This window comes from Paucibacter sp. JuS9, from assembly GCF_044043925.2.
Classification (GTDB): Bacteria; Pseudomonadota; Gammaproteobacteria; order Burkholderiales; family Burkholderiaceae_C; genus JAUASW01.
Genome location: NZ_CP194172.1, coordinates 4,599,790 through 4,623,354, shown reverse-complemented (window position 1 = coordinate 4,623,354; position 23,565 = coordinate 4,599,790). Strand labels below are relative to the sequence as shown.

Annotated in this window: 22 protein-coding genes and 1 pseudogene; 21 read left to right on the top strand and 2 right to left on the bottom strand. The window is 60.8% G+C overall.

Features of this window, described 5'->3' with window-relative positions; translation table 11 throughout:
- Window positions 1–65 precede the first annotated feature (65 nt).
- From ABT392_RS20570 to ABT392_RS20470, 21 genes and pseudogenes are all read left to right on the top strand, one after another.
- Window positions 66–2,072, top strand: coding sequence for an MFS transporter (locus tag ABT392_RS20570; RefSeq protein ID WP_395384707.1), 2,007 nt, complete (start codon window positions 66–68; stop codon window positions 2,070–2,072).
- Between the two features lie 134 nt (window positions 2,073–2,206).
- Window positions 2,207–2,722: a hypothetical protein gene (locus ABT392_RS20565; protein WP_395384708.1), complete on the top strand. Its 516-nt coding sequence runs from the start codon at window positions 2,207–2,209 to the stop codon at window positions 2,720–2,722.
- Window positions 2,661–3,509, top strand: coding sequence for a serine/threonine protein kinase (locus tag ABT392_RS20560; RefSeq protein ID WP_395384709.1), 849 nt, complete (start codon window positions 2,661–2,663; stop codon window positions 3,507–3,509). Before ABT392_RS20565 ends, ABT392_RS20560 begins: the two co-directional genes overlap by 62 nt.
- A gap of 9 nt (window positions 3,510–3,518) precedes the next feature.
- Window positions 3,519–4,679, top strand: coding sequence for a hypothetical protein (locus ABT392_RS20555; RefSeq protein ID WP_395384710.1), 1,161 nt, complete (start codon window positions 3,519–3,521; stop codon window positions 4,677–4,679).
- Window positions 4,680–4,692: 13 nt separating this feature from the next.
- The gene (locus ABT392_RS20550) at window positions 4,693–5,541 is read left to right on the top strand and encodes an abortive infection family protein (RefSeq protein WP_395384711.1); all 849 of its coding nucleotides are present in this window, start codon (window positions 4,693–4,695) and stop codon (window positions 5,539–5,541) included.
- 306 nt (window positions 5,542–5,847) lie between these two features.
- Complete coding sequence (locus tag ABT392_RS20545) at window positions 5,848–6,234, top strand: transposase (protein WP_395384712.1); 387 nt, start codon at window positions 5,848–5,850, stop codon at window positions 6,232–6,234.
- A complete protein-coding gene (tnpB, locus tag ABT392_RS20540) occupies window positions 6,231–6,566 on the top strand; it encodes an IS66 family insertion sequence element accessory protein TnpB (protein WP_395384713.1) in 336 nt (111 codons plus the stop codon). The genes ABT392_RS20545 and tnpB overlap by 4 nt, the downstream gene beginning before the upstream one ends.
- Window positions 6,567–6,630: 64 nt before the next feature.
- The gene (gene tnpC / locus ABT392_RS20535; RefSeq protein ID WP_395384714.1) at window positions 6,631–8,178 is read left to right on the top strand and encodes an IS66 family transposase; all 1,548 of its coding nucleotides are present in this window, start codon (window positions 6,631–6,633) and stop codon (window positions 8,176–8,178) included.
- A gap of 231 nt (window positions 8,179–8,409) precedes the next feature.
- The gene (locus ABT392_RS20530) at window positions 8,410–8,610 is read left to right on the top strand and encodes a helix-turn-helix transcriptional regulator (protein WP_395384715.1); all 201 of its coding nucleotides are present in this window, start codon (window positions 8,410–8,412) and stop codon (window positions 8,608–8,610) included.
- Between the two features lie 58 nt (window positions 8,611–8,668).
- Window positions 8,669–11,446 (top strand): class I SAM-dependent DNA methyltransferase, encoded by a 2,778-nt coding sequence (locus tag ABT392_RS20525; RefSeq protein ID WP_395384716.1) that lies wholly within the window; start codon window positions 8,669–8,671, stop codon window positions 11,444–11,446.
- Window positions 11,447–11,454: 8 nt separating this feature from the next.
- A complete protein-coding gene (locus tag ABT392_RS20520) occupies window positions 11,455–12,174 on the top strand; it encodes a hypothetical protein (RefSeq protein ID WP_395384717.1) in 720 nt (239 codons plus the stop codon).
- 115 nt (window positions 12,175–12,289) lie between these two features.
- A complete protein-coding gene (locus ABT392_RS20515) occupies window positions 12,290–12,490 on the top strand; it encodes a hypothetical protein (protein WP_395384718.1) in 201 nt (66 codons plus the stop codon).
- A gap of 43 nt (window positions 12,491–12,533) precedes the next feature.
- A complete protein-coding gene (locus tag ABT392_RS20510) occupies window positions 12,534–14,591 on the top strand; it encodes a DEAD/DEAH box helicase (protein ID WP_395384719.1) in 2,058 nt (685 codons plus the stop codon).
- Window positions 14,584–15,768 (top strand): GIY-YIG nuclease family protein, encoded by a 1,185-nt coding sequence (locus tag ABT392_RS20505; RefSeq protein ID WP_395384720.1) that lies wholly within the window; start codon window positions 14,584–14,586, stop codon window positions 15,766–15,768. The genes ABT392_RS20510 and ABT392_RS20505 overlap by 8 nt, the downstream gene beginning before the upstream one ends.
- A gap of 75 nt (window positions 15,769–15,843) precedes the next feature.
- A complete protein-coding gene (locus ABT392_RS20500) occupies window positions 15,844–16,581 on the top strand; it encodes a hypothetical protein (RefSeq protein WP_395384721.1) in 738 nt (245 codons plus the stop codon).
- Complete coding sequence (locus ABT392_RS20495) at window positions 16,581–17,138, top strand: type II toxin-antitoxin system VapC family toxin (protein ID WP_395384722.1); 558 nt, start codon at window positions 16,581–16,583, stop codon at window positions 17,136–17,138. Before ABT392_RS20500 ends, ABT392_RS20495 begins: the two co-directional genes overlap by 1 nt.
- Window positions 17,139–17,168: 30 nt before the next feature.
- Window positions 17,169–17,864, top strand: a complete 696-nt coding sequence (locus ABT392_RS20490) for a hypothetical protein (RefSeq protein WP_395384723.1) — start codon at window positions 17,169–17,171, stop codon at window positions 17,862–17,864.
- A gap of 81 nt (window positions 17,865–17,945) precedes the next feature.
- Window positions 17,946–18,161 (top strand): annotated as a pseudogene (locus ABT392_RS20485) (HNH endonuclease); the annotation flags it as partial.
- Between the two features lie 421 nt (window positions 18,162–18,582).
- Complete coding sequence (locus ABT392_RS20480) at window positions 18,583–21,237, top strand: TrlF family AAA-like ATPase (RefSeq protein WP_395384724.1); 2,655 nt, start codon at window positions 18,583–18,585, stop codon at window positions 21,235–21,237.
- 106 nt (window positions 21,238–21,343) lie between these two features.
- On the top strand, window positions 21,344–21,547 hold the full coding sequence (locus tag ABT392_RS20475) for a hypothetical protein (protein ID WP_464970858.1): 204 nt from the start codon (window positions 21,344–21,346) through the stop codon (window positions 21,545–21,547).
- Window positions 21,547–21,837 (top strand): hypothetical protein, encoded by a 291-nt coding sequence (locus ABT392_RS20470; protein WP_395384726.1) that lies wholly within the window; start codon window positions 21,547–21,549, stop codon window positions 21,835–21,837. The genes ABT392_RS20475 and ABT392_RS20470 overlap by 1 nt, the downstream gene beginning before the upstream one ends.
- 256 nt (window positions 21,838–22,093) lie before the next feature.
- On the opposite strand, the gene ABT392_RS20465 is transcribed toward ABT392_RS20470, so the two are convergent.
- Window positions 22,094–22,819, bottom strand: a complete 726-nt coding sequence (locus tag ABT392_RS20465; protein WP_395384727.1) for a hypothetical protein — start codon at window positions 22,817–22,819, stop codon at window positions 22,094–22,096.
- A gap of 18 nt (window positions 22,820–22,837) precedes the next feature.
- Complete coding sequence (locus ABT392_RS20460; RefSeq protein WP_395384728.1) at window positions 22,838–23,518, bottom strand: DUF6988 family protein; 681 nt, start codon at window positions 23,516–23,518, stop codon at window positions 22,838–22,840.
- Between the last annotated feature and the right edge of the window lie 47 nt (window positions 23,519–23,565).

Sequence of the window (23,565 nt, the reverse complement as noted above, 5' to 3'; positions counted from 1 at the left end):
GGCGCTTCAGGTGTGCCTGTGGATAACTTTGACTTGAGCGCGCAGCGTTTGATGGAGGCCGCGACGTGAACACACCCAGCAGCACTGCCAGTTCGCCGGTCACGGAACATGGCCCGGAGGGCGCCGAAGGCGGTCGTGGACGGTCGCAGTTCCGCCTTCTCACTCAGCGCCGCTTTGGGCCCTTCTTCGCGACACAACTCGCCGGTGCTTTCAACGACTCGTTTCTGAAGCAGCTGGTCATCCTGCTGGTCACGTTCCACGCCGCCGAGTACACGACGATGTCTGCGGGACTGGTTGCGAACATGGCCGCAGGCCTCTTCATCCTGCCGTTTGTGCTGTTCTCGGCCTATGCCGGCCAGCTGGCTGACCGCTTCGACAAGGCGAAGGTGATCCGCGCCGTGAAGGCTGCAGAGGTGGCGATCATGGTGGTCGCCAGCGCGGGCTTCTACATGAAGAGCCTGCCGGTCCTACTTACCTCCATCTTCGCGATGGGGTGCCACTCGGCGTTCTTCGGCCCAGTCAAGTATTCGCTGCTACCGCGGGTCCTGGCCAAGGAGGAGCTGACTGGCGGCAACGGCCTGCTGGAGATGGGCACGTTCCTCAGCATCCTCTTGGGCACGCTGGTGGCTGGCGTCATTGCTGCGATGACGACCAATCCGCTCTGGCTGTCCATCGCCCTTCTGGGCTTCGCCATCCTGGGTCTCGCCGCCAGCCTCTTCATCCCCGCAACCGGCGAGGCGGCTCCCGACCTAAAGCTCCGCTTCAGCGTGGTCAGAGAGACCCTTGCCACAGTGAAGATGAGCAAGCGTGAAGGCGAAGGCGTCTGGAACAGCCTCCTCGCCATCTCATGGTTCTGGTTCGTTGGCGCTGTGGTGCTCTCGCAGATTCCTGCGCTTGGCAAGGACGTCCTGCAGGGTGACACCACCGTCGTCACCGTCCTGCTGGCCACCTTCTCCATCGGCATCGCGACGGGCTCGCTCTTGTGTGAGCGCCTGTCGGGCCACAAGGTGGAGATTGGACTGGTGCCCATCGGCTCCATCGGTCTGTCGGTGTTCACAGCCGACATGGCATGGTCCAGTGACCGATTCGCTGCAGCGCTTCAGACCTCCGCCTCCAGCGTGCCTCTGAGCTGGACCCAGTTCCTCGCCGCGAGCGGCAGTATCCACGTTCTTGCGGATGTCGCCCTGCTGGGCCTGTTCGGAGGCCTCTTCATCGTCCCGCTGTACGCTTTCGTCCAACTGCGCACGGCCCCTGAACGGCAGTCGCGCATCATAAGTTCGAACAACATCCTGAACGCCGTAGCGATGGTGATCGCTGCCGGGATGTCCGCCGGCCTGCTGGCCTACGGCATCTCTGTGCCGGGCCTCATCCTGGTCTGCGCGGGCTTGAACGCCCTGGTGGCCATCTACATCTACCGAACTGTCCCCGAGTTCCTGTGGCGCTTCCTGAGCTGGTTCGTGGTCCACGCGATCTACCGCCTTCGCATCACCGGCACCCACAACATCCCTGAGGAGGGTCCCGCCATCCTGGCACCTAACCACGTCTCATACGTGGACGCGCTGGTCCTTAGCGCGCTCTGCCCACGGCCCATCCGGTTCGTAATGGACGCGAGCATCTTCCGGGTGCCGGTGCTGTCGTGGCTGTTCCGCCAGGTCAACGCCATCCCCATCGCTTCGGCAAAGAAGGAGCCGGAGACCTTGGAGAAGGCGCTGGCCGCAGTGGATGCCGCCCTGCGCAATGGTGAGCTGGTGTGCGTCTTTCCTGAGGGCGCGCTCACCCGTGACGGTCAGTTGGCCGAGTTCAAGCCTGGCATCCGCCGGATGCTTGACGCCAACCCGGTGCCGGTCATCCCGGTGGGGCTCAACGGCCTGTGGGAGACAGCTTTCGCGAGGAACGGCCAGTCCACCGGAGCTCGCCTGGGAAGCTTACGCCCGGGACGCAAGTTGGATGTGAACGTCGGGGCGCCGTTGCCCCACGACGTGAGCGTCGAAGAGCTTCGTTCCAAGGTTCAGGGCTTGGTGGGCCATGTTTCGGCTGCAAGTCAGCCCCGGCCATCGGAGGTCCGCGGCTAGTTGGAGAGTTCAAAGCAGCCGATACACATCATGACCACGGGCGACCCGGCCCCCGGAGGTGGGTGCTGGACTTCGCCCAGCCCTCCGAACCCCCTTGATAAACTACCAACTAAGCAGCCCCGAAGAAGCGCTCCATGAATCAAGTCACCAGCCGTACGGGAGGCCGTACCGAATTTGCAACCGAAGCCGATTTTGTCGACCGCTTCGTTGGCAAGCTTTCGAAGGGACGAACATCGTTCGGCAAGGTGCAGATCACCAAGGAGTGGGACCACCGCGCAGGCTTCGTCGACGTCCTCGCACGACATCGCCGCAAGACCCTGGTGGCTTTCGAGGCCAAGCTGGACAACTGGAAACGAGCATTTCATCAGGCATATCGCAGTACTGCGTACGCCAACAAGTCGTACGTCATCGTCCCCGAACATGTGGCCAACAGAGCCCTTAGGGACCGAGACGAGTTCGAGTTGAGAGGGGTGGGACTATGTTCATTCGACGGGAAGTCCGTGCAGGTGCTCATCGAAGCATCCGAGCAGGACGCGCTACTGACCTGGCTGCGCGAGCAGGCGCACGAGCACTTCGACGCGCTCGAAGATGAGCTCGACGTTGAACCTCGACGCGGTCGTCGCGACGCTATGTCAGCAATCCGGGTTTGAGTTCCGAGGACTGCTTGGCCAGGGCGCGTTCAAGCGCGTCTATCTCGCCGTCCACCAGGGCACGCCATTCGCGCTGAAGATCGCTGCAGTCGTGGGCGGCGCGGACCGCTTCATTCGTGAGGTCGTCGCGCTCAAGGATTGTTCGCACCCCTCAATTGCGAAGCTTTACCAGTCTTTCGGGTACGACCACGGCGGCCATCAGTTCTGGATCGTCTACGAGGAGCACCTCGCTGGCGGAACGCTTGAGGCAGGACTCAAGCAGTGGCAGATCACGCCGGCCTCGGTGCGGCACGTCGGGCTCGGGCTTGCCGATGCGCTCGCTCACCTTCACGACAAGCGACTCGTGCACCGTGACATCAAGCCGGCGAACATCATGTTCCGGGGCGGTCAAGACACGCGGCCGGTACTGACCGATTTCGGCATCGTCCGGATGCTCGATCAGCCGACGCTGACCCACGCGTTCATGCAGATGGGGCCGGGAACGCCGGCCTACGCGGCTCCCGAGCAGCTCAACAACGACAAGACGCTCATTGACTGGAGGACGGATCAGTTCGGCCTGAGCGTCGTGCTCGCGGAGTGCCTGCTGGGCCACCACCCCTGGCTGGTTGCGGGCAAGTCGATCCACGACGCCATCGTTGCCGTGGCATCCCGCCAAGAGATGCCTGAGGTAAACGCCCAGCGGCTCCACCAAGCGGGCTTCAGTAGCCTGACGTACGCCCTCCGCCCTTGGCCCATTGCACGGTACCGGAGGCCTAGTGACTTCATCGACGCATTGCAGCGGAACTGAGAGACACCCATGGCTTCCTACCTTCAACTAGGTCACAACTCGTGGAACCTCTTCGAGGAACCCGACATCGGCGACTACTCGGGGATGGTGCTCAGCCCCGTGAACGACAGCCCCGCCGATGTCGCGGCCGGCCTGCTGCGGCTTGGCGAACAGCGCCCCAAGCTTGACGTGATTCTTGACCCCCAGCTGTACAACCCCGCTGTGGACAAGGGGTTGATGGACCAGTGGACCTACTTCCCGTCGGACTTCGAGACGGCCAACCATGCTGATGCGGCCTGGTGGATTCAGCGCGGCATCGCAGTAGCAAACCAAGGAGCACAGCTCGGAGTCAACGCGGTGTGTTCGCCTGCGCTCTTTCCTAAGACGTTCTCGGACGACTACTACGGGCTGATGGTAGAGATTGCCGACGCGACTCACCAGCATGCCAAGTCGCTAGGCCTCGACACCCTGGTCACGGCCATCATTAGCCTTCGCGATCTAGCCAATCCTGCACGGGCGTACGCTATCGCGTCGATCCTGTCTCGTAGCCGCTGTGACCGCATCTACCTGACATTCTTGAACGAGGATGTGAAGCAGCAGCGGGAGCCACTGTCTGAGCCTTCTGGGCTTCCCACCGCCGTCCATCTGGTGCGCCTGTTATCCCGTCAGATGCGCGTGCATGTCGCGTTCGCCGCGCATGACGTGGTGCTCTGGAAGTACGCCGGTGCGGCCGACGTATCGTCTGGCAAGTTCATGAACTTACGTCGCTTCTCGCCTGGTCGCTGGGAAGAGGAAAAAAGCGGTGGCCAACAGGCGGCGTACTGGACAGAAGGCAGTTTGTTCACCTTGCTTCGCACTGCTGACGTGGAGCGGTTGCGCCGGGATGGCTGGTTCGACGGGAGGGACCTATCCGACAACCCGGCAAGCCTGCGAATCATGGAGTTCATCCAGAGCGGCTCCAAGAAGCTCTGGGTGAAAGAGTCTTGGCTGCAGTACCTGCGCTGGATTGCCAATGCCGAAGCGGCTTGGCATGGCCGGCCCGACCTCGCCATGGCGGCCCTTGAGGAGTCGCATCGCCTGTGGAGCGACATTGTCAACGTCCGACAAATCCTCTTCCAGGACTGGTTCAATGAGCACGGCACGCACGTCAAGAACTGGTTGAATGCTGGTCGGGAAGGCGGCAAGCGCTAGCAGCTCAGCCACCATGAAGAAGCTGATCCCTGCACCGGTGCTGTCCCTGGTCGCGGACGTTGTCGCTGACCAGGAGACCCACGCCAGCCTGGACAGCCTCTTTACATATGCGGAAGCCACGGGCGATCCTCCGCCAGGCAGCAAGCCGGTCAAGGCGCTCACTTGGCTGCGGGCCACCAACAAGGCCCACCCGGAACCTCTCACGGTGCTGGGGCGGATCATTCACCAGTACATGGAGGCGCCCGAGGTCGCTCAGGACTACAAATTCGTGGACTGGGGGGCCGAGCCGGAATGGAGCGTGAAGAAGCGCGAGACGGTTCGGAGGATCGAAGCCGCGCTAGCCAAGTCTGGGCTCCAGTACCGAATGGGGGGCCACATCACCGACGGCGGGATGGCGCCCAGCAAGACGTTGAGCGAGCTCATCCACGGGCGGGACATGCCTGCCATTCACCGGGAGTTCGACCGGGCGATGGAATCAGTCGAGGCAAAACCGCGCGACGCGGTGTCCGCAGCTGCGAACGTGCTGGAGTCTGTGTTCAAGGTCTACATCGAAGACAACGGCTTGACGATGCCTGACAAGCAGGACTTGCAGCCAGTCTTCAAGGTGGTACGAGCCCATCTCGGACTTGATCCGGCAAGCGTGGAGGACCAGGACCTCCAGCGCATCATCACCGGGCTGTTCTCGGTGGTCGATGGAATCGGTGCGTTGCGTACGCACGCCAGCAGCGCTCACAGCGAGGGAAGGAAGGGCTACAAGCTCGAACCGAGGCACGCCCGATTGGCCATCAATGCGGCGCACTCGGTCGCTACATTCATCCTCGAAACCTGGGACAAGCGAGCTGCGGGGCGGGCCTCTGGTTGAAGTACGCCACGCAGGCAAGACTCTGATAACGGTGGTGCCTCAATGCTGATTCCCGCGGCCTAACACGGACGATGGAGCGCCCCTACCGGCCGCTCTGGTTGCCTCCGCAGTCGCCTCACTACACGACCCTGACACCATGACAAAACGCCCCTTGCTTCCGCTGGCGGGCTCCCAGCGCATCTACCGGGTCATCTACAGCGTGCTCGAGGCGTCGGCAGCTGCGTAGGCGTAAGCAGCCAGGGAACACATGTTGATCTGAGGTCACCCTGGTAGTGAACATCTGTCCGCTTAGAAGGAGGCGGACACGTGAACACTTATGGGGTCGATCTGATGGGCCGGCGCCGGCGGCGGCGGCACACGGCGGAGTTCAAGGCGGCGGTCATCGAGGAATGCCTCAAGCCCGGCGTGTCCATCGCGGCCGTGGCGCTGGCGCACAGCCTGAACGCCAACATGCTGCGCAAGTGGGTCATCGACGCCGAGCACAAGACCATCGCGCCGCCGGTGAACACGCCCGCTGAGCCCGAGCCGCCGGCGATGCCGCCGCCGACCTTCATCCCATTGGCGTTGCCCGCGCCACCGGTGGACGGCGAGATTCGCATCGAGCTGCAGCGCGCTGGCACCGTCATCAAACTGGTCTGGCCCGCCGCTGCGGCCCGAGACTGCGCTGCCTGGCTGAGGGACTGGCTTCGATGATCCGTGTGGACGCGGTCTGGCTGTGCACCCAGCCGATGGACATGCGTGCCGGCACCGACACGACGCTGGCGAAGGTGGTGCAGGTCTTCGGCTCAGCCCGCCCTCACCACGCCTACGTCTTCGCCAACAAGCGCTCGACCCGTCTGAAGGTGTTGGTGCACGATGGCATCGGCATCTGGCTGGCCGCGCGCCGGCTGCACCAGGGCCGCTTCATCTGGCCTGGCGGCGGCTGCGGCGCGCCGCAGTCCCTGACCCGCGAGCAGCTCGATGCCCTGGTGCTGGGCCTGCCGTGGCATCGCATCGGCGAGGCCGGCGTGATCGGCCTGACCTGAGCCCCAAGGCAATCGGTGCGTGCGCCGATGGTCAGCGTGCCCGGTGGTGCGCACACTGGCCACAATGCTTGCAGACCTGCCCATCTCCGCCGAAGAACTCGCCGCGCTGCAAGCGGCGGGTCTGGGTGAGATCGGCGCCAAGCTGCTGCGCCGCATTGAACATGACCGGCAGGAGATCGACCGGCGCGATGTGAAGCTGGAGAAGCTCTCGTTCGAGATTGCCCAGCTGCGGCGCCTGAAGTTCGGCAAGAAGAGCGAGCAGCTCGATGCCGAACAACGCGCGCTGTTCGACGAGGCCCTGGACGCCGACCTTGCCGCAGCCGAGGCGCAGCTTCAGGAGCTGCTGGGCAAGAAGAAGCTGCCGGCTACGCCTGGCGCGGCGCCCAAACGCGCCGCCTTGCCGGCGAACCTGCCGCGCGTGGACCGCCACCACGAGCCCGAGAACACCACCTGCGCCTGCGGCTGTGCACTCAAGCGCATCGGCGAGGACATCAGCGAGAAGCTGGACTACACGCCGGGCGTGTTCACGGTCGAGCGCCACATCCGCGGCAAGTGGGCCTGCGCGCAGTGCCGCACGTTGAGCCAGGCGCCGGTGCCGGCCGAGATCATCGACAAGGGCATCCCCACCTCCGGGCTGCTCGCGCAGGTGCTGGTCGCCAAGTACGCCGACCATCTGCCGCTGTACCGCCAGGAAGCCATCTTCGGCCGCGCCGGCGTCGCGCTCTCGCGCTCGACCCTGGGCGCCTGGATCGGCGTCTGTGGCCTACGCCTGCAGCCGCTGGTGGATGCGTTGAAGGCGCACGTCCTGGCCTGCCCGGTCGTGCATGCCGACGAGACGCCGGTGGCCATGCTGGCGCCCGGCACCGGCAAGACGCATCGCGCCTACCTGTGGGCCTATGCCGCCGGTGCGTTCGAGCCCTTGCGCGCGGTCGTCTACGACTTCACCGAGTCCAGGGCCGGCGAACATGCCAGGACGTTCCTCGGCGACTGGCGCGGCAGTCTCGTGTGCGACGATTACAGCGGCTACAAGGCCAGCTTCGCGCTGGGCGTGACGGAGGCCGGCTGCATGGCCCATGCGCGGCGCAAGTTCATCGAGCTGCACGAGGCCAACAAGAGCACCATCGCGGCAGCGGCCATCGAGCTCATCGGCCAGTTGTACGGCATCGAGCGCGAGGTGAAGCTGCTCAATGCGCAGCAGCGGCTGCACGAGCGACGAGCACGCGCGGCGCCCATCGCCCGGGCGCTGCACGACTGGCTCCTCGCGCAGCGCGGCAAGATCACGGACGGCACCGCCACGGCCAAGGCCATCGACTACAGCCTCAACCGCTGGGCGGCGCTCACGCGCTACCTGGACGACCCGGCGCTGCCCATCGACAACAACCATGACGAGCAGCAAATCCGTCCGTGGGCGACGGGGCGCAAGAACTGGCTGTTCGCCGGGACGCTGCTCGCTGGGCAACGTGCCGCGGCCATCATGAGCCTGATCCAGTCAGCCAAGCTCAACGGGCATGACCCGTATGCCTACCTCAAGGACGTCCTGCAGCGGCTGCCGACCCAGCGGGCCTGCGACATCGACGAGTTGCTGCCTCATCACTGGGTGTCGGCCATCTGACCGAACGCTCTGCTTCGGTCAACATGTCTTCCCTGGCTGCTTACGCGTAGGCAGCGAGCTGTGGCAGTCATGAGCTTGATCCGGGCGGCCACTCGCCAGCTGCCAGATGAAGCGTCGGCCGAATTCGGCACCGCTGTCGTCGTGCAGTCCTGCAGTCGGAAGGGGCTAAATGGGTAAACTTGGCCAATCTTTGGAGCATTTCACTGTGCGATACCAAGCCAGTTGCCGCATATGAACCAACCTGATGGCGAAATTCTCACGCTGGACGAAGTAGCGATCTTCCTGAAGGCCGGCAAAAAGACTGTTTACCGGCTCGCTCAGCAGGGCGAAATTCCTGGGTTCAAGTTGGGTGGCACCTGGCGATTTCGTCGCGCCGAGCTGGACTGCTGGATTGCCGCGCAGATTGCCGAGAAGACGCACGAAAAGACATGAGTGTCCACAAAAACGATAGCAACCAAGCGGCTGCGCTTGGCGGGAGTACGGCACGTCCATGAATGCAGTAGAAATCGAACAAGCCATTACGGACCTCGCGGAGCAGCCCTTTGACCCTGCCGAGTTTCCGTACGCTTTCCTTGAAGCCTTTGGCAACAAGGAAACGACCATCAAGCGACTGCGTGCAGGCGCGTCGAACAAGTCTGACCTAGGCGGTGTCCTTCAGACCAGCAACATCCACATCCTGACCTGCGACGCAGGACAAGTGACGCCCTCGTTGGCAGCCCTTAGGGCGAGCCCGGCTACGGCCAAGGCGAAGGCGAAATTTATCCTTGCCACAGATGGTGAGCAGTTCGAGGCTGAAGACCTCACCAGCGGAGGAACCGTCGCCTGTGCGTTCAAGGAGTTCCCTGACCACTTCGGCTTCTTCCTTCCGCTGGCTGGCATCAGCACCGTACGGCAGATCAGCGAGAACGCGTTCGACATCCGGGCCACCAGCCGCCTGAATCGCCTCTACCTCGAGCTGTTGAAGGACAACCCGGAATGGGGCACATCGGAGCGCCGCCACGACATGAACCACTTCATGGCGCGGCTCATCTTCTGCTTCTTCGCTGAGGACACTGACATCTTCGTGGGCAAGGGCCGCTTCACTGAGACGGTTGCCCAGATGAGCGCCCGAGATTCGTCGAACACGCACGAAGTCATTGCGACGCTGTTTCGCACCATGGACACCAAGCGCGAGGACCGAGCTGCTGCAATGACTCCTCGGTGGGCCGAGGACTTCCCTTACGTCAACGGTCAGCTGTTCTCAGGCAGCGATGACGTGCCGCGATTCAGCAAGATTGCGCGGTCCTATCTGCTGCATGTTGGCGGGCTGGACTGGACCAAGATCAATCCGGACATCTTCGGCTCAATGATCCAGGCTGTTGCCGAGGACGAGGAGCGTGGCGAACTGGGGATGCACTACACCAGCGTTCCCAACATCCTGAAGGTTTTGAACCCACTGTTCCTCGACGACCTGCGCACTCAGCTTGAAGAGGCGGGCGACAACCCTCGCACGTTGCTGAATTTGCGCAAGCGGATGGCCAGGATCAGGGCTTTCGATCCGGCGTGCGGCTCGGGCAACTTCCTTGTCATCGCCTACAAGGAAATGCGTGCCATTGAGGCCGAAATCAACCGGCGTCGCGGTGAGCCGGATCGCGCGTCAGATATTCCGGTGACGAACTTTCGCGGGATTGAGCTACGCGACTTTCCTGCAGAGATCGCTCGCCTTGCGTTAGTCATCGCCGAGTACCAATGCGACGTGCTGTACCGCGGCCAGAAGCTGGCCCTTGCCGATTTTCTGCCTTTGCGCAGTGAAAGCTGGATTACCTGCGGCAACGCGCTTCGGCTCGACTGGTTGGGAATTTGCCCGCCCACGGGAACGGCAGTAAAGCTTCTGGCGGACGACCTGTTCAACTCACCGTTGGAGCAGGCCGAGATCGACTTCGAGAACGAAGGGGGTGAGACTTACATTTGTGGTAACCCTCCATATCTTGGCAGCAAGTGGCAGTCAGACGACCAAAAGGAAGACCTGAAGGCGATCTTTGAATGCAGAGGAGTCGCATGGAAGTCGTTGGACTATGTAGCCGGTTGGTTCATGAAAGCGGCCGCATATGGCGAGTGCACGAACGCGACTGCTGCCTTCGTTTCCACTAACTCGATCTGCCAAGGCTTGCAGGTTCCTATCCTGTGGCCTGCAATCTTCAACACTGGACATCAAATCGCCTTCGCGCACACTTCCTTCAAGTGGGCGAATCTGGCAAGTAATAACGCTGGTGTAACCGTGGCCATCGTGGGTATCTCGCGTGCGCCACGGCCAACAAGGCGGTTGTTCTCGGTGAGCGATGACGGCTCCGTGCAGGAGCGGCAAGTCGATTACATAAATGCGTACCTTGTGCCGGGGCGTGTCAACTCGGTGGAGCAGGCGCGTCGACCGATCTCTGCCCTCGCAACCATGCTGTTCGGCAACATGCCACGTGATGGCGGCGCGTTCGTCTTAGACGGCGAAGAACGAGCGCGCGTCTTAGCGCAGCACCCTGAGCTCGAACGCTTCGTTCGACCATACATGGGCTCTGAGCAGATGATCCAGGGCAAGCCGCGATGGTGCCTGTGGATCGAGGACGAAGATGCGCCCTATGCGCTGGAACACCCATATTTAAAGATGGTGTTGGACAAAGTGCGGGCCTTTCGTCTGTCAAGTGCCGCCGGTTCTACGCGTGACTTCGCGGCTCAGCCCCATCGCTTCGTACAAATTGCCGGCACGGCAAAGCGTCATTCGCTCGGCGTCGCAAAGGTATCGTCGGAGCGGCGAGCCTATCTGCCTGTAGACCTTTTGGATGGCAGCGTGATCGTCAGCGACCTCTTGTTCGCACTGTATGACGCACCCCTTTGGAACTTGGCCGTGTTGGCGTCACGGCTGCATCTTGTGTGGATTGCGACAGTGTGCGGAAAGATGAAAACCGACTTCCGATACTCAAACACCATTGGGTGGAACACGTTTCCAATGCCCAAGTTGACTGCGAAAAACATCGACGATCTCACGAGATGCGCGCATGAGATTTTGCTTGCCCGTGAGCGCCACTACCCGCAAACCCTTGCTGAGCTATATGCCCCGGAGGCAATGCCGGTAGACCTGCTTCGAGCGCATGAGCGTAACGACGAAACTGTTGAGCGGATATATGTTGGTCGTCTGTTTAAGAACGACACGGAACGCCTTGAGAAGCTGTTTGAACTCTATTCACGCATGTCTGAGCAAGCGGGTGGCGTGCAGCGCCGAGTTAAGCGAGCTCAGTAGGAGGTAGCTTGAATCTTTCGACTTTCCTGCACCGCGATGCGGACGCGCCGACCACGATATCGGAAGTACGACGCCTATATGGCGAAGTTGCTGCCACTGATTTCTTTGGTCTGTACGCCTATGGGACTCAATCAGGGGCTGCCTTGTTTGACCTAACGTTTGGCGAGAACTTCTGGGCAACTACGTCCTCTAGGTGGCTCTTTGGCATTGACTACGGGCGAACGCAGCCGCAGGCCTTAAAGCTGTTGCGCTCACGGCCGAACGTGGAGATCAGGATTCATGATGGGCTTTACGTAGTAGAGCAAAGCGGATTTGTCCCTCGGCGCGACTTTCACGCCAAGATGGCCATATTGCTGAAACAAGGAAGCGATCTGTCAGCCGCAGTAATCGGCTCAGGTAACTTTTCAGCAAATGGACTTAGCAGGAGTGTCGAAGCCGGCTCCTCCGTGCTCACGCAAGGAGCTGACGAGTTCGATCCAGTCCTTCGTCCAACGGTTGATGCTGCCGAGCTCTTATGGGAACAGGCCACACCTGTTGCCGACATCCTAGATGTCTATGAGGAGCGATGGAGCGCATCCTTCTATCGAGGAGTTGTGGAGAACCCGCCCAACGGTGAGGTAGATCATGGTGCGACATCTCTCTTCTGGGTTGAAGCAGGATATGTCACGAAGAACCGTGGCCCACATCGTCCGGGGCAACCAGATCGACTTCCCTCGAGGAATGTCTAGATATTTCGGGTTCAACCCACCGGCTGACCTGCCGCCTAACTCCGTTATTGGACCAGTGGTCTTCGAAACACCAACTGGCGATCCAGTTGAGAACAACCTTCGTCTGGGGAACAACATGATGGAGAAGATTTCTCTGCCAATCCCTGAGACCCATGGCTTCGACATCTATGACGGGAAGATTCTGACGTTCCAGCGAGCCGACGGCCGTTTTGTCATGCGGGCTCTGGAAGCGGATGATTTCGAAACCGCATTTGGTGACCGGTTGGAGGAAGTTCGCGTCATGAATAGCGGCAGGCGTTACGGCCATGTCACTTGATAAAAAAACGCCGCGATAAGGCACCGAAGCAAGGCACTCTTTCATGAGCTACGAAAAAGTTCGACAAGTCCCATCTGTGACGGTTAGGTATGCGCGCAACGGCGTATCTGCCAAGGCCAATGTCTTGGGTATGAGGCCTATGCAAGAGCGCGCCTATGAGAAGCGCGGGGAGCAGTACCTCCTCATCAAATCGCCACCCGCTTCTGGCAAGAGCCGCGCGCTGATGTTCGTGGCGCTCGACAAGCTCCAAAACCAAGGCATCAAGCAGGTCATCATCGTGGTACCGGAGAAATCAATCGGCTCAAGCTTCAATGATGAACCGCTGTCGCGTTATGGCTTTTGGTCCGACTGGCGAGTCGAACCCAAGTGGAACCTGTGCAATGCGCCAGGCAACGACGATGGTGGCAAGGTCAAGTCGCTGGGCGCGTTCCTCGAGGGCGATGACAAGGTGCTGGTTTGCACGCACGCGACTTTTCGTTTTGCGGTCGATGCCTATGGCGTGGAAGCGTTCGATGATCGGCTGATTGCCGTCGACGAATTCCACCATGTCTCGGCCAACCCGGAAAACAAGCTGGGCGTACATCTTGGGAAGTTCATGGCACGCGGCAAGACGCATATGGTTGCCATGACCGGTTCTTACTTCCGGGGCGATGCCGAGGCAGTGCTGGCCCCGCAGGATGAGTCGAAGTTCGATACCGTCACATACACCTACTACGAGCAACTCAACGGCTACGAGTACCTCAAGCAACTCGACATCGGCTACTTTTTTTACAGCGGCCCATATGTCGATGACATCCTCAATGTCCTAGACCCAGGCGAGAAGACCATCATCCACATCCCCAACGTCAATTCGCGCGAAAGCACGAAGGACAAGATGCGTGAGGTGGAGCACATCATTGAGGCGCTGGGCGAGTGGCAGGGCATCGACGCCGCAACAGGCTTTCAGCTGGTCAAACGCCCGGACGGACGCGTGCTACGCATCGCAGACCTTGTCGACGACGATGCCAGCAAGCGCGACCGCGTGTCCGCAGCGCTCAAGGACCCTGCGCAAAAGAACAACCGGGATCATGTGGACATCATCATCGCGCTGGGCATGGCGAAGGAAGGTTTCGACTGGATTTGGTGCGAGCACGCGCTAACCGTTGGCTACCGTGCCAGCCTGACTGAAATCGTCCAGATCATCGGGCGTGCAACGCGCGATGCGCCAGGGAAGACCCGTGCGAGGTTCACCAATCTCATTGCCGAACCGGACGCGGCCGAGGAAGCAGTCGCAGAAGCCGTCAACGACACGTTGAAGGCCATCGCGGCGAGCCTGCTGATGGAACAAGTTCTTGCCCCTCGCTTCGAGTTCAAGCCAAAGAACCCCGACAACGGCCCTACGCCGGGCTTCGACTACGGCGAGGGTGGTTACGACCCGAATCGTTGCAACGTTGGTGTCAATGAGCAGACAGGGGCGTACCAAATTGAAATCAAGGGACTTGCCGAGCCCAAAAGCAAAGAGGCTGCCCGTGTCTGCCAGGAAGACTTGAACGAGGTCATTGCGGCATTCGTGCAGGACAAGCGCACTATCGAGCGCGGTCTATTCGATGAGGAACTGGTGCCCGAGGAACTGACACAGGTTCGCATGGGGAAAATCATCAAGGATAGGTATCCAGACCTTGATGCCGAAGACCAGGAAGCAGTGCGTCAGCATGCCATTGCTGCCCTCAACCTCACTCAGCAAGCGAAGCGGGTTGTCACCGAAGGCGAGAACGGCGGCGGGGTCAACACCGCCCTGATCGACGGTGTACGCCGATTTGCAATGGATGTGCGTGAACTGGACATCGACCTCATCGACCGCATCAACCCATTTGGCGAGGCCTATGCCATCCTCGCCAAGGCGATGAGCGAGGACAGCTTGAAGCAGGTCGCGGCAGCCATCTCGGCCAAGCGTACGGTCCTGACGCCGGACGAAGCCAAGGAAATGGCCGTTCGCGCTGTTCAGTTCAAGAGGGAGCGTGGGCGCATTCCAGCGTTAGATTCTCAAGATGCCTGGGAGCGGCGCATGGCAGAAGGTGCCGCCGCCTTCATGCGCTTCAAGGCTGAGGGGCGCTATGAGTGACTCCGATCTTGACGCACTTGCCGCGGAGCTTGCCGAGTTTGCTCCGGCAGACAAGAAGGGTGGGCGCCCGGCCAGCGAGGAACGAATCATTGCGGGTTTCGAGGAAATTCAACGGTTTGCTGAGCAGCACGGACGTGCGCCGCAACATGGTGAGGACCGCGACATATTTGAGCGCCTTTATGCAGTGCGTCTGGACCGCTTGCGCGCACTTCCGGACTGCCGAGCCTTGCTTGAGCCGCTCGACCATCAGGGCTTGCTTGCTGCGGAGCCGGCCGCAGCCGCCCCGACTGAGGAAATGGTCGACATCGACGACCTGGCTGCCGAGCTGGCAGGCGTGGCCGATGTGGACGACATAACGGTTCTGCGCCATGTCCGCACCAGTGCCGCAAAGCGCGCAGCTGAGGAGATCGCGGACCGCAAGCCCTGCGAGGACTTCGAGGCGTTTCAGCCCCTTTTCGAGCGCGTAGCGGCGGAAGTTAAGACTGGCTTGCGACAGTCCCAGCCAATTGAGGCAGGACGCCGTGCAATCGAGGCCGGTGATTTCTTCATCCTCGACGGCATCACGCTATATGTCGCGGAGGTTGGCGAGCCGCTGAAAACCACTGCCGGGGAAGTGGACCGTCGCCTTCGCCTCATCTTCTCCAACGGAACCGAGAGCAATCTGTTGCTGCGCTCGCTTCAGCGTGCGTTCTACGACGACAAGGCTGCGCGACGGCTGGCCTCACCCGACAGTGGGCAACTCTCCTTCGGTGATGAATTTGAGGCTGATGACATTGAAAGCGGCACGATATACGTGCTGCGCTCGCTGTCCGATCACCCGTATGTCGCGCAGCACCGCGACATCATCCACAAGGTGGGCGTTACCGGCGGCAGAGTCGAGACGCGCATTGCCAACGCTGAGAATGAGGCGACCTACCTGCTCGCAAAAGTCGAAATCGTTGCGACCTACAGGCTTGCGGGGATCAATCGGACCCGGATGGAGGGACTCTTCCACAGACTCTTTGCACCAGCGCGATTGAGCATCACCATCAATGACCGTTTCGGACGCCCCGTGCAGCCCGAGGAGTGGTTTCTTGTTCCGCTATTTGTCATTGACGAGGCCGTTGCTCGCATTAAGGACGGAAGCATCACCGGCTACATCTACGATCCCAATGCCGCGAAGCTGGTGAAGGCATAGGGCCACAGGCGCGCCGTTCAAAGCGTGATAGCCTGCATCGTTGTGTCGCTGCGGCCGCAGAACAAGGTCGAATAGATGAAGCCACTTGACTGGAGCTATGAGCTGCACGTTTTCGGTACGAGGCCGAAAACGCTGTCGTTGCTCGACTTCAGTGAATTGGCCAAGCGCTTCGCCGAACTGCTGGGCAGCCCCTCGAATGTGCACTTCGGTGCGCTGCGTCCGGGAAGCGCTCGTATTCTGGCCAAGGTGGACGACAGCGCCAAGCTGGACGTTCAGGTTCAGCTTATCGACGCTCGAACGAAGGCCCAAGCCATGCCGAAGGTTGCTCGACTAGACGAGTACCTGCGTTCCAAGGGGTGGCACGGAGAAGTCCGCAACCATGACGGCGCGGTCGTCATTGCCTTTCCTGGCGCTTTGAACGCTGTTCACCCCCAGGAAGAGCGCACGGTTCAGCAGATGGACAGCGTGGTCGGACGGGTCATCAAGATTGGTGGTCGCGATGAGACCGTTCCGATGACGCTCGAAACCCCTGACGGCTCCTTTGTCGACGTGAACATCCGTGGTCGGGAGATGGCAAAGCGGCTCGCTCCCTACTTGTTCGGTGCCGAAATTCGCGTCACTGGCCTTGCAACATGGAAACGCGACGTCGATGGGCAGTGGTCCTGCTGCGGTGTCTTGGTCGACGAGTTCGTCGAGCTGGATGGGACCCCGGTGACAGACCTGTTCGAGAAGCTGAAGAGCTTGCCCGACAACGGGTGGAACAGCTTGGACGATCCCATCGGCGAGTGGAAGAAGTCGCGGGGTGACGACTGATGCGCGTGCTGCTAGACACCAATGCGCTGATTTACCTTCTCGACCGGCGCGCCCCGCAGCACATTCAAGACCGATTAAAGGGCCTACTGCAGGACGTCGAGAAGACGCGTGGCCAGGTCGTCATTCCCACCTTAGTCATCGCTGAATACCTAGTCCACGCCGGCGCAGCGGGTAAGGCTGTCCTGGCCTCGTTGCTGGGTAGCAGGTACGTGCTGGTTGCCCCCTTTGACCACATGGCTGCCGAGGAATGCGCCGCGATGCAGGTCGCAGCCAACAGCACTGGCAATAAGAGGCACCCTCTTGGGCGCGACGTCGTTTGGCAAAAAGTCAAAGTGGATCGACAGGTCGTCGCTATTGCCAAGGCCCGCGGTGCTTCCATCGTTGCGGACGATGGCGACATCCATGCCATCGCCAAGGACTGGGGCGTCGCCGTAACGACCGTAGCGTCCCTGCCACTGCCGGACTGGGCAAAGCAACTTCACCTCGTTGGAGTTCCCCCTCCGACCACCGATAAGCAGAAGCCCGCGAGCCCCGAAGGCGCTGGCAGGACCGCGTGAACATAGGACGACCACCAGCGCCTGGTAGCGATGGACGTCTACTTCTTCTTCAAGCAGCGCACCGACCTGATTCGGCATTTCTACGACGCGGCATCGGCGCCGTTCGTCGAAACGAAGCGCTGCATTGATAGGGGCGTTCCGCCGTTCGACGATCCACCATACGACGAAAGCGGAGAACCGGCGTTCCTTGCGGAATGGCTGCAGGCCGACGTTGAGCGCGAGTTGGTTGGGCGAGCTGCGGTCTCAATGCTGTCCGAAGCTCTGAAGCAGTTTTTCGTTACATGGGAGCGCCTCACTTGGACCGAACGGCCATGCGCGAAATGCTTCAAGAAGGCCTTCGAATCCGGTTTCATCACGGGCTACGCCGCGTGCTTCGCTGAGGCGTTCGACGTCGACTGGTCCACCTGCCCCGCGGACATGGACGTGCTGAAGCAAGTCGTACTGGCGAGGAACCGGGCGCAGCACTCGGACCTGGTCATGGATCACTTGAGCCACGACGAGAAGGCGTTGCAGGCGTATCCCCGGCCATTCTTCGTCCGCCCTGAAGACGAGGAGCTGGACCCCAACGACACAAGCTTCCTGTCCCCAACGATTCACATAAGTCGTGAGAAGCTCTTCGAGGCGATTGAGCACGCTGAGCGCCTGACTAGCTGGCTGCAGCAGCGAATCGAAGAGCATCGCCATAAGCAATGGACTAAACGGCAGGCCGACGATGGGCCTTCTTAATCGAATTGAACGAAGCGTCATGTCCCATCCGTCGATTGACCAACTGCTCGACAGGACCGCCGTGTTCGAGTCTGCACTGCTCCAGCAATCCCCAGCCGGTTGCCCTACCTTGAGTCCCATCACATCATGCACCTAGCCAACGGCGGCCCCGATACCCCTGACAACGCCGCGTCAGTTTGCCCGAACTGCCATAGAGAGCTTCACCACGCGGGCGAGGCTCGCCGGCGGGAGTTGACGGACAAGCTGCGCCGTCACGTTCTTGAGACGGAAGAGGCATCTGGTGGGGTGCTGGCGTAGCGTTGGGCGACCGTGGGCTGTAGAGGGATTGTCCAGTCGCTCTAAGCGCTTCCGACGGCGTTCGCGAGGCCGGAATTCCTGCCATGCGCAGACTGAGCCATCCTCGATTGCATTGCATCGTAGAGCGGCCCGTCGGGCCATCACCCTGTAGCCGCACGGAACGACTGTCTGATGCTGGAAAGGGTGAACACGCGTGCGCGCGGCCATTGGCAGCAAACACTGCCGACCTGCCTGTCACCACGTGGAAGTCAGGTCCCGGCGGGTTGCAGCTAGTCGCCAGCCTTGGCTTGTACGGCCGGTCTTAGCCAGTAGATGTCCTCCGAGCGCTGAATCTGCCAGACTGTCCAATGAGGAACGCCGACGGGTGAATCGGCCTAGGCATCCGGCGACCTCGCTCTGCCGAATGAATCAGGGAGGAGATATGGGCAATGAATACACATTCGCGCGATTCTGGCGCTGCGCACTACAGGTCAATCCTGTCGGCTACAACGGCACTTACAGGGGCGCTGACCACGGGCTGGACGAAGGCGGCTACAACCAAGCTCTGCTTCAGAAGTGCCTTGAGCTGGACATCAAGGTTGTGGGCCTTGCCGACCATGGCAGCGTGGCAAGCGTCGATTCATTGCGCCAGGTGCTGGAGCCGCACGGGATCGTGGTGTTTCCCGGCTTCGAGATCGCCTCGAACGACAAGACGCACTACGTCTGCCTCTTCCCCGAGGGCACGACCGTGCAGCAGCTTGATCGCTACCTTGGAAACCTCAAGCTGCATGATCCAGCAGATGGCATCCGGCCTTCTCGCCTAAGTTCTGAAGAGTTGATCGTAGAGGTCGATCTACTCGGTGGGTTCATCTACGCTGCACATTGCACACAGGACAGCGGACTACTGAAAAACCGGCTGAACCACGTATGGAAGCATCCCAAACTGCGCGCGGCCCAGATTCCGGGGCCGATAGATGACCTCACGAGTGTCGAGGGTGACTTCTACCGCAAGGTTTTCTTGAACAAGGACGATAGCTACCGGCGTGAGCGCCCCGTGGCGGCGATCAACGCCAAGGATGTTGCCAAGCCTGATGACTTGGAGCAGCCGGGGGCCACCTGCTTCATCAAGATGACGCGGCCGAACTTTGCCGCGTTCAAGGTTGCCTTTCTCGATCCGGGATCGCGAATCCGGCTCAACTCGCAGCAGGCCCAAAGCCCGATTGGCAAGGTTATACGCATGACCGTGGCGGGCGGCTACCTTGATGGCGTCAGGGTGGACTTTTCCGACCACCTCAACACGGTGATTGGCGGCCGTGGAACGGGTAAGTCAACCTTGCTCGAATGCCTGCGCTTCGCCTTGGACTTGCCACCCAAAGGCAAGCAGGCCCAGAAGCTTCACCAAGAGATCATCAAAGAAAACCTTGGTCGCTCGGCCGGACGGGTTGAGCTGACAGTGGTGTCCTCTGCCCAGAATGGCAAGCAGTACACCATCTCGCGCCGTCATGGCGAGCCGCCGATGGTGCGCGACATGGATGGCAATGTCTCCACCCTGCTTCCGCGCGACTTGCTGCCGGGCATCGACATCTATGGGCAGAACGAGATTTACGAGCTGGCCCAAGATGAAACCAGCCGCGTGCAGTTGCTGGATCGCTTTCTTCCTCAAGACGGGGAGTACGAGGCGAAGAGCGTCGACGTGCATAGGCGCTTAAAGGACAACCAGCAGAAGCTCACGAAGTCCCTGACCGATCTTGACGACCTGAATGCACAGGTGGAGCGCTTGCCCAAGCTGGAAGAGCAGCTTCGCGGTTTTGATGAGCTGGGGATCAAGGAGAAGCTGGCCAAGACCTCGTTGCTCGCACGCGAGCGAGAGATTGCCAAGACCGCTACTGATGGCGTGCAGAGCTTTCGCGACGCACTTTCAGACCTGCGTGAAAGCTTGCCTGACCTTGATTTCATCAACGATAAGGCGCTTGAGGGCTTGCCTGACGCTGCCCAGTTGCTCGCTATGCGCACGACGCTGGATGGACTCAAGCTGGGGTTCACCGGCCATCTGACCGCGATGCAGGCCTTGCTTGATGACAAGGCAGGACAGTTCACCACCCAGCATGACGCATGGCAGCAGGCGATTCAGGCGCACGATATCGAGTTGGAGAAGGCGCTGCGGACGTTGCCCGCCACTGCTGGAAAGAGCGGGCAAGAGGTCGGTGCTGCCTATCAGAAATTGATGGGGGAAATCGAGCGCATCAAGCCCATGAAGTCGCGGGCAACTACCCATGAGTCCCAGCGCGACACCTTGCGTCAGGAGCGGCGCAACTTGTTGGCCGAGCTGTCCGATTTACGTGGGCAGCGCATACAAGCGTTGCAGAAGGCCGCGAAGAAGCTGAACAGGCGGCTTGAAGGCAAGCTCAAAGTGGAAATCGTGCCGGAGGCTGACCGCACGCCGTTGATGACGTTCCTGCTGGGGTGCAAGCTGGACGGCGTGGGCGAAAAGCGGCTTGCGTTCATTGAGGACGCCGAGACGATCAGCCCGTTGTCGCTGGCCCAGTCGATTCAGCAAGGATCGGCCGACGTGCAACTGGATTGGGGCGTCACGCAGATGGTGGCCGATGCACTCACCAAGCTCCAGTCGTCTCAGCTTATGGAACTGGAGGCCTTGGAGCTGGAGCATCGGGCGGACATCTTTTTGAATGTCGCTCACGGCCAAGCCGATCCGGTATTCCGGCCACTTAACAAGCTCTCCACGGGCCAGCAGTGCACGGCAATCCTGCACATGCTGCTGCTTGAGAACGTCGATCCCCTCCTGATGGATCAGCCGGAGGACAACCTAGACAACGCCTTCATCGCAGATCGGATCGTCGCCGAATTGAGGGAGGCAAAGACCAGTCGGCAGTTTTTGTTCGCCACACACAACGCGAACATCCCGGTGTTCGGCGATGCCGAGTGGATTGGCGTGTTCACGGCTGCCGAGAACCAAGGGTGTCTCGGGCTGGAAGCACAAGGCTCAATTGACGTTCCTGTGATTCGGGACCAGGTGGCCAGCATTCTGGAAGGCGGGCGCGACGCCTTCATTCAGCGCAAAGAGAAGTACGAGTTCTGAGGTGGAAAGCCCGCAAGCGAAGTTCAGCTCACGGGCGCGGGCGCGCAGTTAAAGCACCGTGGGCCAGCCTGCTGGCTATGTCAGTCGACAGCAGCAGCATGACGTGATGTCGCTGCCACAATCGCTTCACCCCGCGCGTCGCAATCAACGGTTTGACGGCGGCGGTGCGGTGGTGGAGCAAGAAATGAAGCTACCCCTCCCTGATGCCAAGAAGGTCAAAGAGCTGCTGACGACGGTTGAGCAGCACCCTCTTGGAATGCTGCTTCTGACGATCCTCGTTGGTGTAGCCGGGTACTTTTGGAGAAAGTAATGCTTGTTTTGGTCGATGGCATCTCGCATGTGAGCGGCCGGAGTTCGTACCTCGAGTACGCGCTTGCGGTCGTCTCGTGCGGGCGCATCATTCGCCGGCAAGAAGTGACGAGCCCAGTGCTGTCTCTGCCCGTTGATGCGCAATCCACTGAAATCGAAGAGGGCCACCTGAGCTTCGTGGCCGCGGTGAACCTCAAGGCGTCCATGCGCAATCGCCATCCACGACGGCGGAGGTCTGGCCTGCCCACCAACGAGTGGAGCCAGGCTCCACCTAGCGGCGCGCGCCACTGATTGAATGAACGAGGGACCTGCAAAGGTCCCCTTCATTTTGGTCAAGCTGGCAGCTCTAGCGATGCCATCTTCGACACGGTTACCGATGGGCGGTACCCGATGACAGGCTGGATCATCGACTTCGGCAAACCGGAGGTGGCTGATGTTCAGATGGTCATGGCAGTAGGGACATGAGCCTGGCATGCGCCGCGGCGGCCCTAAGAAGATACGTGGCTGCCTCACCCGGAAGTATCACGAAGGCGAGCCCTCTCCCGCTCTACGTAGAGCGACAGGTGCGGCAATGAGACTCATGAAAGCGCTTGGTGTTGGCGAACTTCTCGCAGATGCCGCGGTCTGAAGCCCACGCCTCGGCGGGGGGATCGTCAAAGTCCTTCGACCACTTGAGCCTCCATTCAGGGTGGTGCAACCCCAGGTTCCAGTTGACTGCGAGCGTCGCAATGGGCTCGCTGTTCTTGAGCGGCACATCCCATGGCACAAGCCACCAGTCGGCATACTTGCCAGTTCGTGCCTCTTCGGGCACACGCTCAACTGCCTCCGGTGTCAACGCCGCACCAGACCACTGCTGGGCAGTTTCGAGCTGATGCGCCTCCACGATGGGCTTGCCGACATAGATGGACCCGGCTGGGTCGATATGCGCGTCACCGTACGCCAGACCAGCTCGAATGCGCGTGGTGCCGCCAAGTTGCCCCTCGAAGATGAGCCAACCAACGGTCGCAATGAGTTCCCGCACAGCTTCGTCGGAATCGTCGCGGCTATAGAGGAGCACCGTATCAGAGAACCACGCTACCCCAAGAAGAGCATGGCTCTCAAGGGCCGACGCCGGCGGCGGAGTGTCGGGGAACGACGTCTTGTGAAGAGAGTGGTGGAGCGAGCGCCGAAACCAACCCAGATGACCGTCAACGAGACGGTCTAGCGGCGTGGACTGAACAAGGGCACTGAAGCCTAAGATGTCGCAAACGGCTATGAAGTATTTCTGGCGCATAGATGTCTACGTACAGGGCTAACGAGCAACTGGTCCGGCTCTGCCACTCGGCCCGGTCACCATGGGCATCACGTCCTGGAACTGCTTGTAGGCCTCATCGACCTGCCGCATCACCTGGCGGTCACCAGTAAATCTCGACAGAAGCCTCGCCGCGAGGTGGATCAGCGCATTTGAGATTTTGACCACGCTCACAGCCAGCACCTCGGGGAACCCGTCTCTAGCTCTCGCAAGCGGGTGAAGGCCGCAATGTACGAATGCGTTCATCGGCTTCCAGGCCTCATCCCGCAACTCACGAAGTGGCGCAACCAAGCCGGTGAGACCAGAATCAGCCGTCATCTTGCGCTCCAGGCCTAGGAGCATTTCCTCGGCATTCGGGAGGTTCTTGGCGGCCGTAGCACTTTCGCGTGTCAGAGGCGCCGATGCCTTCTCGACCTGAATGTCCGTTGCCGCGTACAGAAGCCACGCTGACCTGAGCAGGGCTTCATATTGGAGGCGCAGAAGGGCGACAGCGGAATTCGCCATGCCAATATCGAAGAGAGCGCTCAGGGCCATCCCGTGCTCAATTGCCACCTCAGCCGCTGCAATAGCCGCTTCTTGCCGCTCGTCCTCGCCGCCGAAGTGTTCGGCTGCCGCCATCTGCTCCATCAGGGCATCAAGGAACGCGGCGGACCGCGTCAAGACTGCTGCGAGCTCGTTCATGTGCCTCCCTGCTTGCGCTATCGCTGCGCGTCGCCAGCAGGATAGCT